The sequence below is a fragment of the Streptomyces cadmiisoli genome, assembly GCF_003261055.1.
Taxonomy (GTDB): domain Bacteria; phylum Actinomycetota; class Actinomycetes; order Streptomycetales; family Streptomycetaceae; genus Streptomyces; species Streptomyces cadmiisoli.
This window is the reverse complement of sequence record NZ_CP030073.1, coordinates 5,176,980-5,192,731: the sequence shown is the minus strand read 5'-3', so window position 1 is coordinate 5,192,731 and position 15,752 is coordinate 5,176,980. Positions and strand designations below refer to the sequence as shown.

The window sequence follows — 15,752 nt, the reverse complement described above, 5'->3', positions numbered from 1 at the left end:
GTGATCCACCTGCTTCAGCGGGACGCGGCGCGAGGCCTCATCGTGGGCCTGGCACAGCGATCCCGCACGGCAGGTGGTGGTTCCGATGTCCCTTTCTCGTTCTTCTTCGCGTTCTTCCGGTGCCGGTTCTTTGGGTGCCGGCTCGTCTTCCGGTGCCGGCTCGCCTTCCGGTTCTCGTCCTTTCCCCGGTTCCGGACCGTGTTCCGTTGCGCAGCCGCCGGGTACCGACGTACCGGCGACGAGCGACGTGCCGCAGTTCGCCCCTGTCCGGATCCGCGGCGGGCGGTACCTGCCGGGGCGGCTCGTACGGCATCGCAGGCGGGCCCTGGCGGCCTGGCTCGCGGTGACGGCCGCCGCGCTCGTGGCGGCCGGCCCCCGGGCCCCGGCCGACGCGCCCCGCGACGAGCAGGCCCGCGGTCACCCGGTGGCGGACCGCCCACCCGGGCCTCGGGCCGTGCAGCGGGTGTCCGCGCCCGTCCGGATCGCCGACGCGGCCACGGTACGACTCCTGAGGCCGGGTGACCGGGTCGACGTCGTCGCCGCACACGAGACGGCGACCGGCGGCCGGGCCGAGGTGCTCGCCCGCGGAGCACGGGTGGCCGAGGTGCCCGAGCCGCTCGACGATGAGGCCGACAGCGGCGCGCTGGTCGTGCTCTCGGTGCCACGGTCCACCGCGACCCGCCTCGCCGGTGCGAGCGCGATGGCGAGGCTGGCGGTGACGCTGTGCTGAACCCGGAGTTGCAGCTGGTGATCAAATCCCTGTCAAGTCCCTCGTTCGAGTTACTTCTTTGGGCCGTTCGGGCGCACCCTGCCGTAGGTTGCGGAGCTGTTTGTTCCACAGCTTGTGCAGGCGAAAAGGAGAGGCCACTAGGTGAGCGAGAAGAAGGAACCGGGCGTGGTCGCGGGGTTCAAGGCCTTCCTGATGCGAGGGAACGTCGTCGACCTGGCGGTGGCGGTGGTCATCGGCGCCGCCTTCACCAACATCGTCAACTCGGTGGTGAAGGGTGTGATCAACCCACTGGTCGGGGCGATCGGCACCAAGAACCTCGACAGTTACAGCTCGTGCCTGAAGGGCCCGTGCGAAACGGCGGCGGACGGCACGGTCACGAGCGGCGTCATGATCCTCTGGGGCTCCGTCCTCGGTGCCACGCTCAGTTTCGTGATCACAGCGGCGGTGGTCTACTTCCTCATGGTCCTGCCCATGTCGAAGTACCTGGCCCGCCAGGAGGCACGCAGGAAGGCGAGGGAGGGCACCCACGAGATCATCGAGGTGACCGAGCTGGAGGTGCTCAAGGAGATCCGCGACGCGCTGGTGGCCCAGCGCGGGTCGGGGCACACCGAGCACTAGCCGACAGCCACCGGGCGCGGCCGGGTCACAGGTGGTGGGGCGGCTTCTCCTCGAGGAAGCGCGTCAGGTCGTCGGTCGCGCCGCCGGTGCCCGGCCGATCGCCCCATCCCCGGTCCGTGTCGTCCGGGGACTGCTGGCTCAGCGGGTCGTCGAAGATCAGCGCGGCTTTCGGGTCGCGCTCCTCGGAGACGGGGGAGGTGCTCATGCCCTCAGCGTACGGCGCCGACCCGCCCCCTGTGGTTACCCGGGTGTCCCCCGCGGCCCGTATACGCATGATGACCTGCGGCTTCTGTCCTGCCGCCGGAGCCCCACCCCCATGTGAATGCGGTCACAAGATTTTCCGGCCGGTATCTGCTGTGCTGGGTCCCATGACGTCCAGTCCCACTCCCCCGCCCCCGTCCACGGGCGCATCGGACTCCCGCCGCCCACTGCGCAGACTCAAGGCCCGCCGCCGCGACGAGCCGCATCGCGTCGCGACGCCGCTGGAGCTCTTCTTCGACCTGTGTTTCGTCGTGGCCGTCGCACAGGCGGGCGTCCAGCTGGTGCACTCACTCGCCGAGGGGCACGCGGGCGAGGGCGTCCTGAACTACGCCTTCGTCTTCTTCGCCATCTGGTGGGCGTGGATGAACTTCACGTGGTTCGCCTCGGCGTACGACAACGACGACGCGCTCTACCGGGTCGTCACCCTGGTGCAGATCGCCGGCGTCCTCGTGCTCGCCGCCGGTGTCTCGGAGGCCTTCACCGACCACAACTACGTGGTGCTCTGGCTCGGTTACGTGATCATGCGGCTGGCGATGGTCGCCCAGTGGCTGCGGGCCGCGAAAGACGCGGAGGGCGCGCAGAGGGCCACCGCGCTGCGGTACGCGGGCGGCATCCTGGTCTGCCAGGTCGGCTGGACGGTGCTGGTGGTCGTGCCGGATCCCGCCCGGCTCTGGCTGTACGTCCTGATGGCGGTCGCGGAGATGTGCGTGCCCGCCTTCGCGGAGAGGGCCCGGGTGACGACCTGGCACCCGCACCACATCGCCGAGCGGTACGGGCTGTTCACCATCATCGTCCTGGGCGAGACGATCGCGGCGGCGACGATCGCGGTGAAGTCGGGTGTGGGGGAGAACCACGAGCTCGGGCTGCTGGTGCCGATCTCGGCGGGCGGCCTGCTGATCGTGTTCTCCGCCTGGTGGATCTACTTCGCGGTGCCGATCCACGGGCATCTGCGCTCCAGCAAGCACGCGTTCCTCTGGGGGTACGGCCACTATCTGATCTTCTCGTCGGCCGCCGCGATCGGCGCGGGCCTGGAGGTGGCGGTCGAGCACGCGGTCGGCAAGGCACACATCTCCGACCTGGCCGCCGCGGCGGCGGTGACGCTGCCGACGGCGCTCTTCCTGCTGACGGTGTGGGCCCTGCACTCACGCCACTACAAGGCGGGCATCGCCCAGCAGCTCGTGCTGCCGTCCACGGCGCTGCTGGTGATCTGCTGCACCTTCCTCGGTTCATGGGCGGTCCTCGCGGCCGGCATCGTGTCGGCGCTGTCGGTGGTGGTCGCGGAGACGCTGACCGCGCACAGGGCCGTACCGGCCGGCCGATGACGCAGCCGCACAGGAGAGACGGGCGCGGGGAACGCCCCGGGACGGGGTAGGAGCCGTGGGTCGCGACGGGGGCCGGGACCCTGGGTCGGGGCGGAGGCGGGCCGGGGCGCGCGAGACTGAGCCGCATGACAGTTGACGCTCTGACGGACGTGACCGGGCTGCGCGTGGGGCACGCGGACCGCACCGGCGACGGTTGGCTCACCGGCACCACGGTCGTACTGGCCGCCGAGGGCGGCGCCGTGGCCGCCGTGGACGTGCGCGGCGGCGGCCCCGGTACCAAGGAGACCGACGCCCTGGATCCGCGCAACGTGGTGCAGAAGATCGAGGCGATCGTGCTGACCGGCGGCAGCGCGTACGGGCTCGACGCGGCGTCCGGTGTGATGGCCTGGCTGGAGGAGCGGCAGCGCGGGGTACGGGTCGGGGCTGATCCGGCCCACGTCGTGCCGGTGGTTCCCGCCGCGTGCGTCTTCGACCTGGGTCGGGGTGGCGACTTCCGGGCCCGGCCGGACGCCGCCCTCGGGCGGGCCGCGGTGGAGGCGGCCGCGGCGAGCGAGGTCCGCGCCCCCGTCGCGGAGGGCTGCGTGGGTGCCGGGACCGGTGCCGTGATGGGGTCGCTCAAGGGTGGCGTCGGCACCGCGAGCGCCGTGCTCGACTCCGGGATCACGGTGGCGGCCCTGGTGGTGGCCAACGCGGCGGGTTCGGTGACGGATCCGCGGACGGGCGTGCTGTACGGGGAGTTGTTGCAGGGGCGGACGGATCTCCCGGACCCGCGCGTCCACGAGGCGGCGGACCGGCGCCTCGTCGAGTGCGCCGCGACGAACGCGCCGCCGCCGCTGAACACCACGCTCGCGGTGGTCGCCACCGACGCGGAACTGTCGAAAGCGCAGGCGCAGAAGCTGGCCGGGACGGCGCACGACGGGATCGCGCGCGCCGTACGGCCGGTGCATCTGCTGCACGACGGCGACACGGTGTTCGCCCTGGCCACGGGAGCACGCGAACTCGACGCGGCACCCCTCGCGCTGAACGAGATCCTCGCGGCGGGCGCGGACGTGGTGACGCGGGCGATCGTACGAGCCGCGCGCGCGGCGGAGTCGGTGGACGGACCGGGCGGAACCTGGCCGTCGTACACCGAGCTGTACGGCACCGAGGCGTCCGGGCCGCGGCCGGAACGCTGATCGCCCCGCGGCGCGTCGGGCCGTACCCGGGAGACCGCGCACCGGGGGCTGATTGTCCTGGTTCTGTCACGTGATGGCGTTCAGAGCGCACGGCGGGAACCCCGTCCGCCGGTGATTCCCTCCTTCTCCACGCATCGGAGCGGATCACCCACATCACAAGAACAGGGAGCAGCCCGTGACAACGCCGTACAAAGCAACGGGGCGCGCGCTGGCGGCCGGTGCCGCCCTGCTGGTCGGCGCCCTCACTCTGACCGCCTGCGTCGGCACCGCCGAGGCCGGCGACGACGCCAAGGGCGGTGACGGCGGCAGGAGCGACACCAAAACCTCGGTGGCGAGGATCGCCATATCCGCGAAGGACGGTTCGACCGGCGCGTCGATCAACACGACCGGTGTGAAGGTCAGTGGCGGGCGGCTGACCGACGTGCGGATGACGGTGGCGGAGTCGGGGCAGGCCGTGCCGGGGACGGTCTCCTCGGACGGCAGGACCTGGAAGCCGAAGGAGCAGCTGGAGCGCGGGACGAAGTACGAGATCGCGGCGACCGCCGAGGACGGCGACGGCCGGACCGCCACCGCCGATTCCGTCTTCACCACCGTCACTTCGGCCGACAGCTTCATCGGGACCTACACGCCGGACGGCGGCACGACCGTCGGGGTCGGGATGCCGGTGTCGTTCACGTTCGACAAGGCGATCACCGAGAAGAAGGCCGTGCAGTCGCGGATCACGGTCACGTCGAGCAGCGGGCAGCAGGTGGTCGGGCACTGGTTCGGGGCGCAACGGCTCGACTTCCGGCCCGAGAAGTACTGGAAGGCCGGCTCCGAGGTCACGATGAAGATCGACCTGGACGGTGTCGAGGGCGCGGACGGCATCCACGGGGTGCAGAAGAAGTCCGTCACCTTCACCGTCGGGCGTTCGCAGGTCACCACGGTCGACGCCGCCACCCAGACCATGACGGTCGTGCGGGACGGCCGGACGGTGCGTACCGTGCCGATCTCGGCGGGCAGCCCGGAGCACAGCACGTACAACGGGCAGATGGTGATCTCGGAGAAGTTCGAGCAGACCCGGATGAACGGCTCGACGGTCGGCTTCGGCGGGGAGTACGACATCCCGGACGTGCCGCACGCGATGCGGCTGACCGGGTCGGGCACGTTCCTGCACGGCAACTACTGGTACGACAAGGGCAATCCGCCGTTCGGGAACCGGGGCAGCAGCCACGGCTGTGTCGGGCTCCAGGACGTACAGGGCGCGCGGGGCGACACTCCCGCCAAGTGGTTCTACGACAACTCGCTCGTCGGGGACGTCGTGGTCGTGAAGAACTCGCCGGACACGACGGTGGCGCCGGACAACGGCCTCAACGGCTGGAACATGGCCTGGAGCGAGTGGACGGCAGGCTGACCGGAGGGTGCGGGTGACCGCCGGTAAGGGGCCGTCGGCCAGCGGTTTTTGATGAGGCGTCGGGCCGTGTGGGAACCTCCCACCCGGCCCGTCCGTTTTCCCTGCGTACGTTTTCTCGGTTCTCGGACATGATGTCCGACCGAGGGGCTACGGTATGCACCCACAAGGTGACATGCAGCAACGCCGGGAGAAACCTTGAGCGTTCCGTACGAGACGACAGCGTACGAACCACACGAGTCGCCCGAGTCTCCGGAGGAGCACCTCACGCGACTGCTCGGCCGTGCCCTGAACTCGTTCGAACTGCCCGACGAGACGATAGGGCGGCTCGACGGTGCGCTGGCGCACGACAGCTCACTGCACTCCGCGCATCACAGCGCCGGCCTGCACCGCGAGACGTACCGGCACACCTGGCTGCTCGCCGACGGGTCGGCGCTCACGCTCTGGGAGCTGGTGCACAACACCGAGCCGGGCGGCGCCCCGCAGCACGAGGTGTACGTGGACTCGGAGGAACTGCACGCCGCCGGGGCCCGGCTGCCGCTGCCGCCGGAGACCGCCGACTTCGAGCTGCCGATGCTGATCGAGCTGTCCCCGTTCCTCGCTTCGCGGCACGCGTACGTGCCGGACGACTCGGCGGACCACGCGCGCCGGCTGCTGCGCCGGGCGGAGAACCCGGACCGGCCCGGCGCGGAGACCGCCGCGCTGCTGGCCACGGCCTGCGCGCACCAGATCACCCAGGCCTTCGGCCGCCCCTGCCGCGCCGGCCGCGCCAGGCTGTGCTTCTCGCTCTACGAGCACGCGTTCCTGCTGCACGACGGGCAGGAGGTCTCCCTGTGGGAGGCGGAGCACACCGCGACGCCGGACGGACGCCACATGTGCGAGGTCTACACGAGCGAGAACGAGGCGCGGGACGCGATGGAGCGCCGCGCGGCCCAGCTCTCCTGACCCGGCGCGCCGGCGCCGCGAGGGCACCGGCACCAGCCCGGGTCGCTACGCGGCCACCGCCTGCTTCCGCGCCGCCGCCGCGACGGCCGAACCGTCCGCCGCCCCGGCGCCCGAGGTGCCCGCGGCCGGCTTGCGCAGACTCTTCAGTACGACGACCAGCGCCGTGGTGACGCACACGCCCGCGGCGATGGCGATCAGGTAGAGGAACGGGTTGCCGATCAGCGGCACCACGAAGATGCCACCGTGCGGAGCGCGCAGCGTGGCGCCGAAGGCCATCGACAGGGCACCGGTGACCGCGCCGCCCACCATCGCGGAGGGGATCACACGCAGCGGGTCGGCCGCCGCGAACGGGATCGCGCCCTCGGAGATGAAGGAGGCGCCCAGCACCCAGGCCGCCTTGCCGTTCTCCCGCTCGGTCTGCGTGAACAGCCTGCCGCGCACGGTCGTGGCCAGGGCCATCGCCAGCGGCGGGACCATACCGGCGGCCATCACCGCCGCCATGATCTTCATCGCGGACTCGCTGGGGGCGGCGACGGCGATACCGGCGGTGGCGAAGGTGTAGGCGACCTTGTTGACGGGGCCGCCGAGGTCGAAGCACATCATCAGGCCGAGCAGCATGCCGAGCAGGACGGCGTTGGTGCCGGTGAGGCCGTTGAGCCAGTCGGTCATCGCCTTCTGCGCGGAGGCGATGGGTTTGCCGATCACGACGAACATCAGGAAGCCGACGATCGCCGAGGAGATCAGCGGGATCACCACCACCGGCATGATGCCGCGCAGCGTCGCCGGGATCCGCACCCGCTGGATGCCCATCACCACCGCGCCGGCGATCAGACCGGCCGCCAGGCCGCCGAGGAAGCCGGCGTTGATGGTGAACGAGATCGCGCCGCCGACGAAGCCGGGGACGAGACCGGGGCGGTCGGCCATGCCGTAGGCGATGTAGCCCGCCAGCACGGGAACCAGGAAGTTGAACGCGACGCCGCCGATCTGGAAGAACAGCGCGCCCCAGCTGTCCGCCTGGGTCCACATGAAGTGCTCCATGACGGACGGCGCCTTGTTGATCTCGTAGCCGCCGATCGCGAAGCCGAGGGCGATGAGCAGACCGCCCGCGGCGACGAACGGGACCATGTAACTGACGCCGCTCATCAGCCATTTGCGCAGCTTCGTGCCGTAGCCCTCGCCGGACTCACCGGCGCGGTCGACCGGCGTGCCCGGGACCGCGGGCGCGGTGACCTCGCCGCGCTCGGCCTTGGCGCGCACCTCGGAGATCAGCTCGGCGGGACGGTTGATGCCCGCCTTCACCCCTACGTCGACGGTCGGCTTGCCCGCGAAGCGGGCCTTGTCCCGTACGGGCACGTCGTGCGCGAGGATCACGGCGTCCGCCGCGGCGATGACACCCGGGTCGAGCCGGGTGAAGCCGGCCGAACCCTGCGTCTCGACGACGACCTCGACGCCCGCCTCGCGGCCGGCGCTCTCCAGCGACTCGGCCGCCATGTACGTGTGGGCGATGCCGGTGGGGCAGGAGGTGACGGCGACGATCCGGAACGGACGCGCGCCAGCCGGTTCGCCGAGGCTGTCACCGGTGGCGGCGTCCGCGCCACCCGGGTCGCCGTCGGCGTCACCCGTGGCGCCGCCGGCGGAGGCCGCCGCCGACGTCGCCGCGGAGTCCTCGGTGCCGCCCTCGGCCCGCGCCGGCCGCTCACCCCGGATGAGCTCGGCGGCCGCCACCGCGTCGTCCGCCGATCGCAGCGCTGCGGTGAAATCGGCGTCCATCAGCTGCCGTGCGAGCGACGAGAGGATCGTCAGATGGGCGTCGTCGGCGCCGGCCGGGGCCGCGATCAGGAAGATCAGGTCCGCGGGCCCGTCCGCGGCGCCGAAGTCGATACCGGCGGTGCTGCGCCCGAAGGCGAGCGTCGGCTCGGTGACGTGCTCGCTGCGGCAGTGCGGTATGCCGATGCCGCCGTCCAGGCCGGTCGGCATCTGCGCCTCGCGGGCCGCCACGTCGGCGAGGAAGCCCTCCAGGTCGGTCACCCGGCCCGAGGCCACCATGCGTTCGGCGAGGGCGCGCGCCGCCGCTTCCTTGGTCTCGGCGGACAGGTCGAGGTCGACCAGGTCCGCGGTGATCATCTCGCTCATCGCGGGCTCCTTCGCACGCGTATCGCCCGGCCGGTGGGGTGGGCGGAACAGGGGATGGGGACGGGGGTGCTGCGGGGGGTGGCCGAGAGCGCGGTGGCGGGGCCGGGGAAACCCCGCCTCCCCGGGGAAGCGGCGCGGCTCGGGCCGCCCGGCCGGGCGATGGCCGCCGCGGGCAACGGGGCGGGCGTCGAGGCGGGCACGGGTGTGACAGGCGACGGGGCGGGGGACGGTGCGGCGGCCAGGGGCGCGGCGGGCGACGCCGGTCCGCCCCGCCGCCTCGCGTCCGGTTCCGGGGGTGCCGTCGGGATCGTCGCGCGAACGGTCATGACACCGGCTCCGTCAGTTCGCGGTCCAGCGGGACCCGGTCGGTCACCGTCACCGCGGCCGGGTTCAGGTCGGCGGGCGCCGGCATCACGCTGCCGGGCAGCCCGACCGCCGCCGCGCCGTGCGCGATCGCCGAGGCGAGCGCCCGCGGGCCACTGCCGCCGGCGATCAGGAAGCCCGCCAGTGAGGAGTCGCCGGCGCCGACGTTGGACCGCACCGCGTCGACGCGGGCGCTGCCGAACCAGGTGCCCGCGCCCTCGACGAGCAGTTGCCCGTCGGCGCCCAGGCTCGCCAGCACGGCGCGCGCGCCGCGCTCCCGCAGTTCCTCGGCCGCCTTCAGCGCGTCGCCCACCGTCGCCAGCGGGCGCCCGACGGCCTGCGCGAGTTCCTCCGCGTTGGGTTTCACCACGTCGGGCCGCTCGCGCAGCGCTTCGAGCAGCGCCGGGCCCGAGGTGTCCAGCGCGATACGCGCACCCTCGGCGTGCGCCCGCGCGACCAGGTCGGCGTACCACGACGGTGCGAGGCCCCGCGGCAGGCTTCCGCAGCACGCGATCCAGTCGGCGTCGCGCGACTGCCGGCGCACGGTGTCGAACAGCAGCTCCCGCTCCTCCGCCGAGAGCAGCGGACCGGGAGCGTTGATCTTCGTCAGCACTCCGTCGGCCTCGGCCAGCGCGATGTTCGAGCGGGTGGCGCCGGCCACGGGGACCGGTACGACCTCGATGCCCTGCGCGTCGAGCAGCTCGGCGATCAGCGCGCCGGGCGCGCCGCCCAGCGGGAGGACCGCGACCGAGCGCCGTCCGGCGGCCGTGACGGCGCGTGAGACGTTGACGCCCTTGCCGCCGGGATCCATGCGCTCGCCGGTGGCGCGGATGACCTCACCGCGCTCCAGTGCGGGGACCTCGTAGGTGCGGTCCAGGGACGGGTTGGGGGTCACGGTGAGGATCATGCGCGTACCACTTCCGTGCCGCCGCGCTCGATGGCCGCGGCGTCCTGCGTGCTGAGCTCGGTGTCGGTGACCAGCAGGTCCACATCGCCGAGGTCGCCGAAGCGGGCGAAGTGCTCCTGGCCGTGCTTGGCGGAGTCGGCCAGCAGCACCACGCGTCGCGCGGCGGCGACCGCGGCGCGTTTGACCGCGGCCTCGGCGAGGTCGGGGGTGGTCAGTCCGTGGTCGGTGGAGAAGCCGTTGGCGGCGACGAAGAGGACGTCCGCCCGGATCTCGCCGTACGCACGCAGCGCCCAGGCGTCCACGGCGGCGCGCGTACGGTGCCGGACGCGTCCTCCGACGAGGTGGAGCTGGATGCCGGGGTGGTCCGCGAGCCGGGCCGCGATCGGCAGGCTGTGCGTGACGACCGTCAGCGAGGAGTCCAGCGGGATCGCCGCCGCGAGCCTCGCCACGGTCGTACCGGCGTCCAGGATCACGGTGCCCTCGGTGGGCAGTTCGGCCAGGGCCGCCTTCGCGATGCGGTCCTTCTCGTCGGCGGCGGTGGACTCGCGCTCGGCGAGGTCCGGCTCGAAGTCGAGGCGCCCGGCCGGGATCGCGCCCCCGTGCACCCGGCGGACCAGGCCCGCCCGGTCGAGCGCCTTCAGATCGCGGCGAATCGTCTCCGCGGTGACCTGGAACTCCTCGGCGAGCGACACCACGTCCACCCGACCGCTGTCCCGGGCGATCCGGAGGATCTCCTGCTGCCGCTCCGGCGCGTACATGCCCGTTCGCCTCCGACTCATGCCCGAACTTGTGGTTTCGCCTGGAGGCTACGCCCGGATGAGCGGAAAGTAAACATGGTCAGGCATGAGACAGACACAAACAGGCATCGGGGGCGGTCAGGGCCGACCCACCCGGGGAAACGGCGCGACAGAAGCCTGCCCGCGATCGGCGGCTGACGGAGCCGTATCGGCTGGTGTCGACCGGCCGCCGGTGGTACCTCGTGGCCTACGACCTCGACCGGGAGGACTGGCGCACGTTCCGCGTGGACCGGGTCGGCGAGCCGTTCGCCACGGGCGCGCGGTTCACGCCGAGGGAGCTGCCGACGGGGAGCGCGGCGGAGTATCTGCGGCAGTCGATCGGGCGGCGGCAGGAGACGTACGAGTTCGCCGTCGCCTTCGACGCGTCGGCCGAGGCGGTGGCGGCCGGGCTCCCGGCCTGGCTGGGGGTGCCGGAGGGGACGGACCCGGAGCGCTGCCGGCTGACCGGCACCAGCAGCGAACCCGTGGAGTGGCTCGCGGTGCGGTTGGCGATGCTCGGGCACGAGTTCACCGTCGAGAAGCCCGCGGAACTGGTGAGCAGAGTACGGGAGTTGGGCGGGCGTCTGTGCCGCGCCGGCGCCGGTGCGGCGGGCGCGGCGTGACACCCGGCGCGGTCCTCACCGGGATCCGCCGCACTCCCGCCGGCCCCGGGTCCTCACCCGGGATCCGCCGCGCTCCCGCCGGTCCCCTCCCACCGGAACCCCCGCAGCGACTCCAGGTTGCTCAGTGCCAGTTCCGCCGGACCCCGCGGGCCCGTCGCCGGGGCCGTGCCCGCCGACCAGGACTCGACGGCCACGCGCACCGACGCGCTCGCGACCGCCGCGGTGAAGCGGAGTTCCGGGGTCACGGCCTGCCCCGCGGCAACGTTGTCGTCACCCTCCGTCACCTCGGTCCCGGGCGCCGCCCGTGCCGCCAGCACCTGCGCGAGGGCGTCCTCCGAGGTCCGGCACACCTCCGCCCAGACCTTCAGGATCGCGGGACTGGTGCGGGCGAGGTGGATGAGGGTGCGCACCCATTCCCAGGAGGCGCCGGACACTCCGAGGCCCGGTGTCAGGGTGTGGCGCACCGCGTGCTCCAGGGCATCGTGCACGGGGAGTTCGGCGGGAGCCGCGCGGACGGCCTCCACCCAGCGTTGCGCCCCGGCGGCGTAGAGCGGGGCGACTGCCTCCTCCTTGGTCGCGAAGTACCGGTAGAAGGTGCGCGGGGCGACGCCGGCGGCGTTGGCGATGTCCTCGGCCCGGGTGGCGCGCAGGCCGCGCCGTACGAAGAGTCCGGCCGCCGCCCGGGCGATCTCCATCCGTGTCGCGGCCTTGCGCCGCTCCGTCAGCGAGGCGCCGGGGGGAAGCGGGGCCGGGAGGGGCGGGAGGGCCGAGGAAGAGGAGGGTGACACGGATGAAGCCGCGGACGCTGGGGATGAAGAGGAAGACGAACGGCGTGGATGCTGTGCGGGGGTGGTGCTGCTCACGTCGGCAGGCTATGCCCATGTGGCACAATCTGCCATCCGGCGGGCCACCCCGGTGTTCAGGTACGGGGTGCCCCGCCGTCCTGCCGTGCCCGCGTCCGGACGGCAGACAGCCGGGCCCCGACGCCCGGGGGAAGGCGCCGAAGCCCGGCTGGGGGAGGTCCCGGCGCCGGGGGGAGTGCGTCGGGACGTGGCTCTGATGGTTGCGCTACTGGTGATCGCGGTACAGCTGTGACCGACGGTGCGGTCCGGCCGGTCAGGCCTCGGCAAGTCGGCCCACGGGGGCAGAAGTCGGGGCCCTGGGACGCGAACTGAGGTGCTCGGAGGTCTTGTTCCCGGGCCCTCACGCCTTGAAGCGGCGTTACACGGCCATGTTTGCGCGGGCTTTCGCCACCCGGCGTACGCGACCGCACGGGGTCGCACACCCGCCGGGCCGGGGCCCGGGTGACGCGGCGGTCACGCCGCCGCGTCGAACCCGGTGTCCCGTGCCAGCTTCTTCAGCTCCAGCAGTGCGTGCTTCTCGATCTGGCGGATGCGCTCACGGGTCAGGCCGTGTTCCTTGCCGACCTCGGTCAGCGTGCGCTCCCGGCCGTCCTCGATGCCGTACCGCATCTTGATGATCGATGCGGTGCGCTGGTCCAGGCGGCCGATCAGGTCGTCCAGTTCCTCGCTGCGCAGCAGCGTGAGGACCGACTGCTCGGGGGAGACCGCGGAGGTGTCCTCCAGCAGGTCGCCGAACTGGGTCTCGCCCTCGTCGTCCACCGACATGTTCAGCGAGACCGGGTCGCGTGCCCAGTCGAGCACGTCGATGACGCGCTCCGGGGTCGAACCGAGCTCCGTGGCGACCTCGGCGGGCTCCGGGTCACGCCCGTGCTCGCGGTTGAACTCGCGCTGCACACGCCGGATCCGGCCCAGCTCCTCCACCAGGTGGACGGGCAGTCGGATGGTGCGCGACTGGTCGGCTATGGAACGGGTGATGGCCTGACGGATCCACCACGTGGCGTACGTGGAGAACTTGAAGCCCTTGCGGTAGTCGAACTTCTCCACCGCGCGCACGAGGCCGGCGTTCCCCTCCTGGATCAGGTCGAGCAGGGGCAGGCCGCTGCGGGGGTAACGGCGGGCCACGGCGACGACCAGGCGGAGGTTGGAGCGGATGAAGACGTCCTTGGCCCGCTCGCCCTCGGCGACCAGGGCCTCCAACTCGGCGCGGGAGGCGTCGGCGGTGGTCTCCTCGTACCCGTCGAGAACCTGCCTCGCGAAAACGCCCGCCTCGATCGTCTGGGACAGCTCGACCTCCTTGGCGGCATCGAGCAGCGGTGTGCGCGCGATCTCGTCCAGATACATACCGACCAGATCGCGGTCCGCGATCTCGCCGCCATGGGCGCGAACACTGCTGGTCGCGCCGACGGTCTCGCCGGAGGCGGACGTACGACGGGCGACGGCACGGGTTGCCATGCGTGCTCCCTTGCGAAGTGAGGTCAGCGGGTGGTCCAGTGGACGCTCAGCACTCCTGGCGTTCTCTGCGAACACTGTCGGGGTGCCCTGCATCCGATGGAAACAACGACTGGAATCCGGACAGAATTCCCACCGCGTCCCTCAATTTTTCTGATCATGCAGTATCCTGTGCGGCCGCATAGGAGGCGCGATGACGTCCGGGAACACAGCGGTGCAGGTCAGGCCAGGGGTCGAGGACGATCTCAGGGCCCTCACCGACCTCTACAACCACTATGTGCGTGAGACGCCGATCACCTTCGACACCGTGGTGTTCACTCCGGCGGAGCGACGGTCCTGGCTGCTCTCCCACCTGGAAGACGGGCCGCACCGGCTGATGGTTGCCACGGACGCGGACACCCGGGAGATTCTGGGCTACGCCACCTCCAGCGCGTATCGCGCCAAGCCGGCCTACGACACCTCCGTGGAGGTCACCGTCTACGTCGCGCCGCACGCCGCGGGCCGCGGCACCGGAACCGCGCTCTACGAGGCCCTCTTCGAGGCCCTGTCCGGCGAGGACCTGCACCGCGCCTACGCGGGCATCGCCCAGCCGAACGAGGCGTCCACCCGTCTGCACGAGCGCTTCGGGTTCCGGCACGTGGGGACGTACCGGGAGGTGGGCCGCAAGTTCGGGCGGTACTGGGACGTGGCCTGGTACGAGAAGGACCTCTGAGCGGACGCACCGGCCGCCTTTTCGACCGGACACGCCACGCCGCGCGTTTCAGCCGAACTGCACCGACCGCTTCGCCAGGCCCATCCAGAACCCGTCGATCACGGACCTCTGCGTGTCCAGTTCACCGGCGGCGTCCGCCGCGCCCATGGTCACGAACAGCGGGGCGAAATGCTCGGTGCGCGGATGCGCGTACCGGCCGGCCGGGGACTTGTGGAGGAAGTCCAGCAGGGCGTCCACGTCATGGGCCTCCAGCGCCCGCCGGCCCCAGTCGTCGAACTCCGCGGACCACTCGGGCACTCCCCCGCCGACGTGCCGCAGCGCGGCGAGGTTGTGGGTGAAGAACCCGGAGCCGACGATGAGCACCCCCTCGTCGCGCAGCGGTGCGAGCCTGCGGCCGATCTCCATCAGCTTCACCGGGTCCAGCGTCGGCATGGAGACCTGGAGGACCGGGATGTCGGCCTCGGGGAACATCTCCACCAGCGGCACGTACGCGCCGTGGTCGAGTCCGCGGTCGGGGATGTCCTGGACCGGTGTGCCGGGCGCGCGCAGCAGCTTGCGGACGGACTCGGCCAGTTCGGGGGCGCCGGGGGCGTCGTAGCGCACCTGGTAGTAGTGCTCGGGGAAGCCCCAGAAGTCGTACACGAGGGGCACCGTCCCGGTGGCGCCGAGGGCGAGGGGGGCCTCCTCCCAGTGGGCGGAGACCATAAGGATCGCCCTGGGGCGGGGCAGGCCGGCGGACCAGGCGGCGAGCTGGCCGGGCCAGACGGGGTCGTCCGCGAGCGGCGGGGCGCCGTGGCTGAGGTAGAGGGCGGGCATGCGCTCCTGAGCGGTGGCGGACATGACGGCTGCTCCCTCCGCGGACCCGGCCCCGGGACCGTTTGCTTTAACTCTCAAGTTCTAGCGGGGCAGAGCTTACGCGCCGTTTGTTTAACTTTCAAGAAGGGGCCTCGTACAGTGGACCCCATGGACACGGCATCCGCACCCGCACGCGCTGAGGAACCCCGCTGGCTCACCGAGGAGGAGCAGCGCGTCTGGCGCTCCTACCTGCACGCCACCACGCTCCTGGACGACCATCTCGACCGCCAGCTCCAGCGTGACGCCGGCATGCCGCACGTCTACTACGGACTGATCGTCAGCCTCGCGGAAGCTCCCGGGCGCAGGTTGCGGATGACCGAGCTGGCGATGCGGGCGAAGATCACCAGGTCCCGTCTGTCGCACGCCATAGCGCGTCTGGAGCAGAGCGGCTGGGTGCGCCGCGAGGACTGCCCGTCGGACAAACGCGGCCAGTTCGCGGTGCTCACGGACGAGGGCATGGAGGTGCTGGAGCAATCCGCGCCGGGCCATGTGGCCGCCGTCCGCCAGGCGCTGTTCGAGCGGCTCACCCCGGAACAGCAGAAGTCCCTCGGCGAGATCATGCAGATCGTCGCCGAGGGACTTCAGCCCGAAGACGCGCGGGCGGACCTGCCCTGGCTCCGCTGAGGGAAC

The 15,752-nt window shown here is 72.0% G+C and carries 15 protein-coding genes and 1 pseudogene; 9 read left to right on the top strand and 7 right to left on the bottom strand.

Annotated features, from left to right (window positions below; translation table 11 throughout):
* Positions 1 to 247 precede the first annotated feature (247 nt).
* Together DN051_RS22625 and mscL are read left to right on the top strand one after the other, a co-directional pair.
* On the top strand, positions 248 to 730 hold the full coding sequence (locus DN051_RS22625; RefSeq protein ID WP_053760967.1) for a hypothetical protein: 483 nt from the start codon (positions 248 to 250) through the stop codon (positions 728 to 730).
* Between the two features lie 141 nt (positions 731 to 871).
* Positions 872 to 1,348: a large conductance mechanosensitive channel protein MscL gene (gene mscL / locus DN051_RS22620; RefSeq protein ID WP_053760966.1), complete on the top strand. Its 477-nt coding sequence runs from the start codon at positions 872 to 874 to the stop codon at positions 1,346 to 1,348.
* Between the two features lie 25 nt (positions 1,349 to 1,373).
* Here the strand turns inward: mscL and DN051_RS22615 are convergent, their stop codons facing one another.
* A complete protein-coding gene (locus DN051_RS22615; RefSeq protein WP_053760965.1) occupies positions 1,374 to 1,553 on the bottom strand; it encodes a hypothetical protein in 180 nt (59 codons plus the stop codon).
* Between the two features lie 163 nt (positions 1,554 to 1,716).
* Here DN051_RS22615 and DN051_RS22610 point away from each other — a divergent pair, with 163 nt between their 5' ends.
* From DN051_RS22610 to DN051_RS22595, 4 genes are all read left to right on the top strand, one after another.
* On the top strand, positions 1,717 to 2,931 hold the full coding sequence (locus tag DN051_RS22610) for a low temperature requirement protein A (protein ID WP_053760964.1): 1,215 nt from the start codon (positions 1,717 to 1,719) through the stop codon (positions 2,929 to 2,931).
* 125 nt (positions 2,932 to 3,056) lie between these two features.
* Complete coding sequence (locus tag DN051_RS22605) at positions 3,057 to 4,106, top strand: P1 family peptidase (protein WP_112439387.1); 1,050 nt, start codon at positions 3,057 to 3,059, stop codon at positions 4,104 to 4,106.
* 175 nt (positions 4,107 to 4,281) lie between these two features.
* The gene (locus DN051_RS22600; RefSeq protein WP_112439386.1) at positions 4,282 to 5,499 is read left to right on the top strand and encodes a L,D-transpeptidase; all 1,218 of its coding nucleotides are present in this window, start codon (positions 4,282 to 4,284) and stop codon (positions 5,497 to 5,499) included.
* Positions 5,500 to 5,694: 195 nt separating this feature from the next.
* Positions 5,695 to 6,441 carry a DUF6227 family protein gene (locus DN051_RS22595; RefSeq protein ID WP_112439385.1) on the top strand — a complete coding sequence of 249 codons (747 nt, stop codon included), beginning with the start codon at positions 5,695 to 5,697 and terminating at the stop codon, positions 6,439 to 6,441.
* Between the two features lie 45 nt (positions 6,442 to 6,486).
* Here the strand turns inward: DN051_RS22595 and DN051_RS22590 are convergent, their stop codons facing one another.
* From DN051_RS22590 to DN051_RS22580, 3 genes are all read right to left on the bottom strand, one after another.
* Positions 6,487 to 8,574 (bottom strand): PTS fructose transporter subunit IIABC, encoded by a 2,088-nt coding sequence (locus DN051_RS22590; protein ID WP_112439384.1) that lies wholly within the window; start codon positions 8,572 to 8,574, stop codon positions 6,487 to 6,489.
* Positions 8,575 to 8,896: 322 nt separating this feature from the next.
* A complete protein-coding gene (gene pfkB, locus DN051_RS22585) occupies positions 8,897 to 9,844 on the bottom strand; it encodes a 1-phosphofructokinase (protein ID WP_112439383.1) in 948 nt (315 codons plus the stop codon).
* Positions 9,841 to 10,602: a DeoR/GlpR family DNA-binding transcription regulator gene (locus DN051_RS22580; RefSeq protein ID WP_053760959.1), complete on the bottom strand. Its 762-nt coding sequence runs from the start codon at positions 10,600 to 10,602 to the stop codon at positions 9,841 to 9,843. Before DN051_RS22580 ends, pfkB begins: the two co-directional genes overlap by 4 nt.
* Positions 10,603 to 10,769: 167 nt before the next feature.
* Between DN051_RS22580 and DN051_RS22575 the strand changes: the two are divergent.
* Positions 10,770 to 11,243: pseudogene (locus tag DN051_RS22575) on the top strand (WYL domain-containing protein); the annotation flags it as partial.
* Between the two features lie 53 nt (positions 11,244 to 11,296).
* On the opposite strand, the gene DN051_RS22570 reads toward DN051_RS22575, so the two are convergent.
* Together DN051_RS22570 and DN051_RS22565 are read right to left on the bottom strand one after the other, a co-directional pair.
* Positions 11,297 to 11,938 (bottom strand): TetR/AcrR family transcriptional regulator, encoded by a 642-nt coding sequence (locus DN051_RS22570; RefSeq protein WP_053760958.1) that lies wholly within the window; start codon positions 11,936 to 11,938, stop codon positions 11,297 to 11,299.
* A 621-nt stretch (positions 11,939 to 12,559) separates the two neighbouring features.
* Positions 12,560 to 13,558, bottom strand: coding sequence for a sigma-70 family RNA polymerase sigma factor (locus DN051_RS22565; protein WP_053760957.1), 999 nt, complete (start codon positions 13,556 to 13,558; stop codon positions 12,560 to 12,562).
* 190 nt (positions 13,559 to 13,748) lie between these two features.
* Between DN051_RS22565 and DN051_RS22560 the strand changes: the two genes are divergently transcribed.
* Complete coding sequence (locus tag DN051_RS22560; RefSeq protein WP_053760956.1) at positions 13,749 to 14,267, top strand: GNAT family N-acetyltransferase; 519 nt, start codon at positions 13,749 to 13,751, stop codon at positions 14,265 to 14,267.
* A gap of 48 nt (positions 14,268 to 14,315) precedes the next feature.
* Here the strand turns inward: DN051_RS22560 and DN051_RS22555 are convergent, their stop codons facing one another.
* Complete coding sequence (locus DN051_RS22555) at positions 14,316 to 15,107, bottom strand: dioxygenase family protein (RefSeq protein WP_053760955.1); 792 nt, start codon at positions 15,105 to 15,107, stop codon at positions 14,316 to 14,318.
* A 123-nt stretch (positions 15,108 to 15,230) separates the two neighbouring features.
* On the opposite strand from DN051_RS22555, the gene DN051_RS22550 reads away from it, so the two are divergent.
* Complete coding sequence (locus tag DN051_RS22550; RefSeq protein WP_053760954.1) at positions 15,231 to 15,746, top strand: MarR family winged helix-turn-helix transcriptional regulator; 516 nt, start codon at positions 15,231 to 15,233, stop codon at positions 15,744 to 15,746.
* Positions 15,747 to 15,752 lie beyond the last annotated feature (6 nt).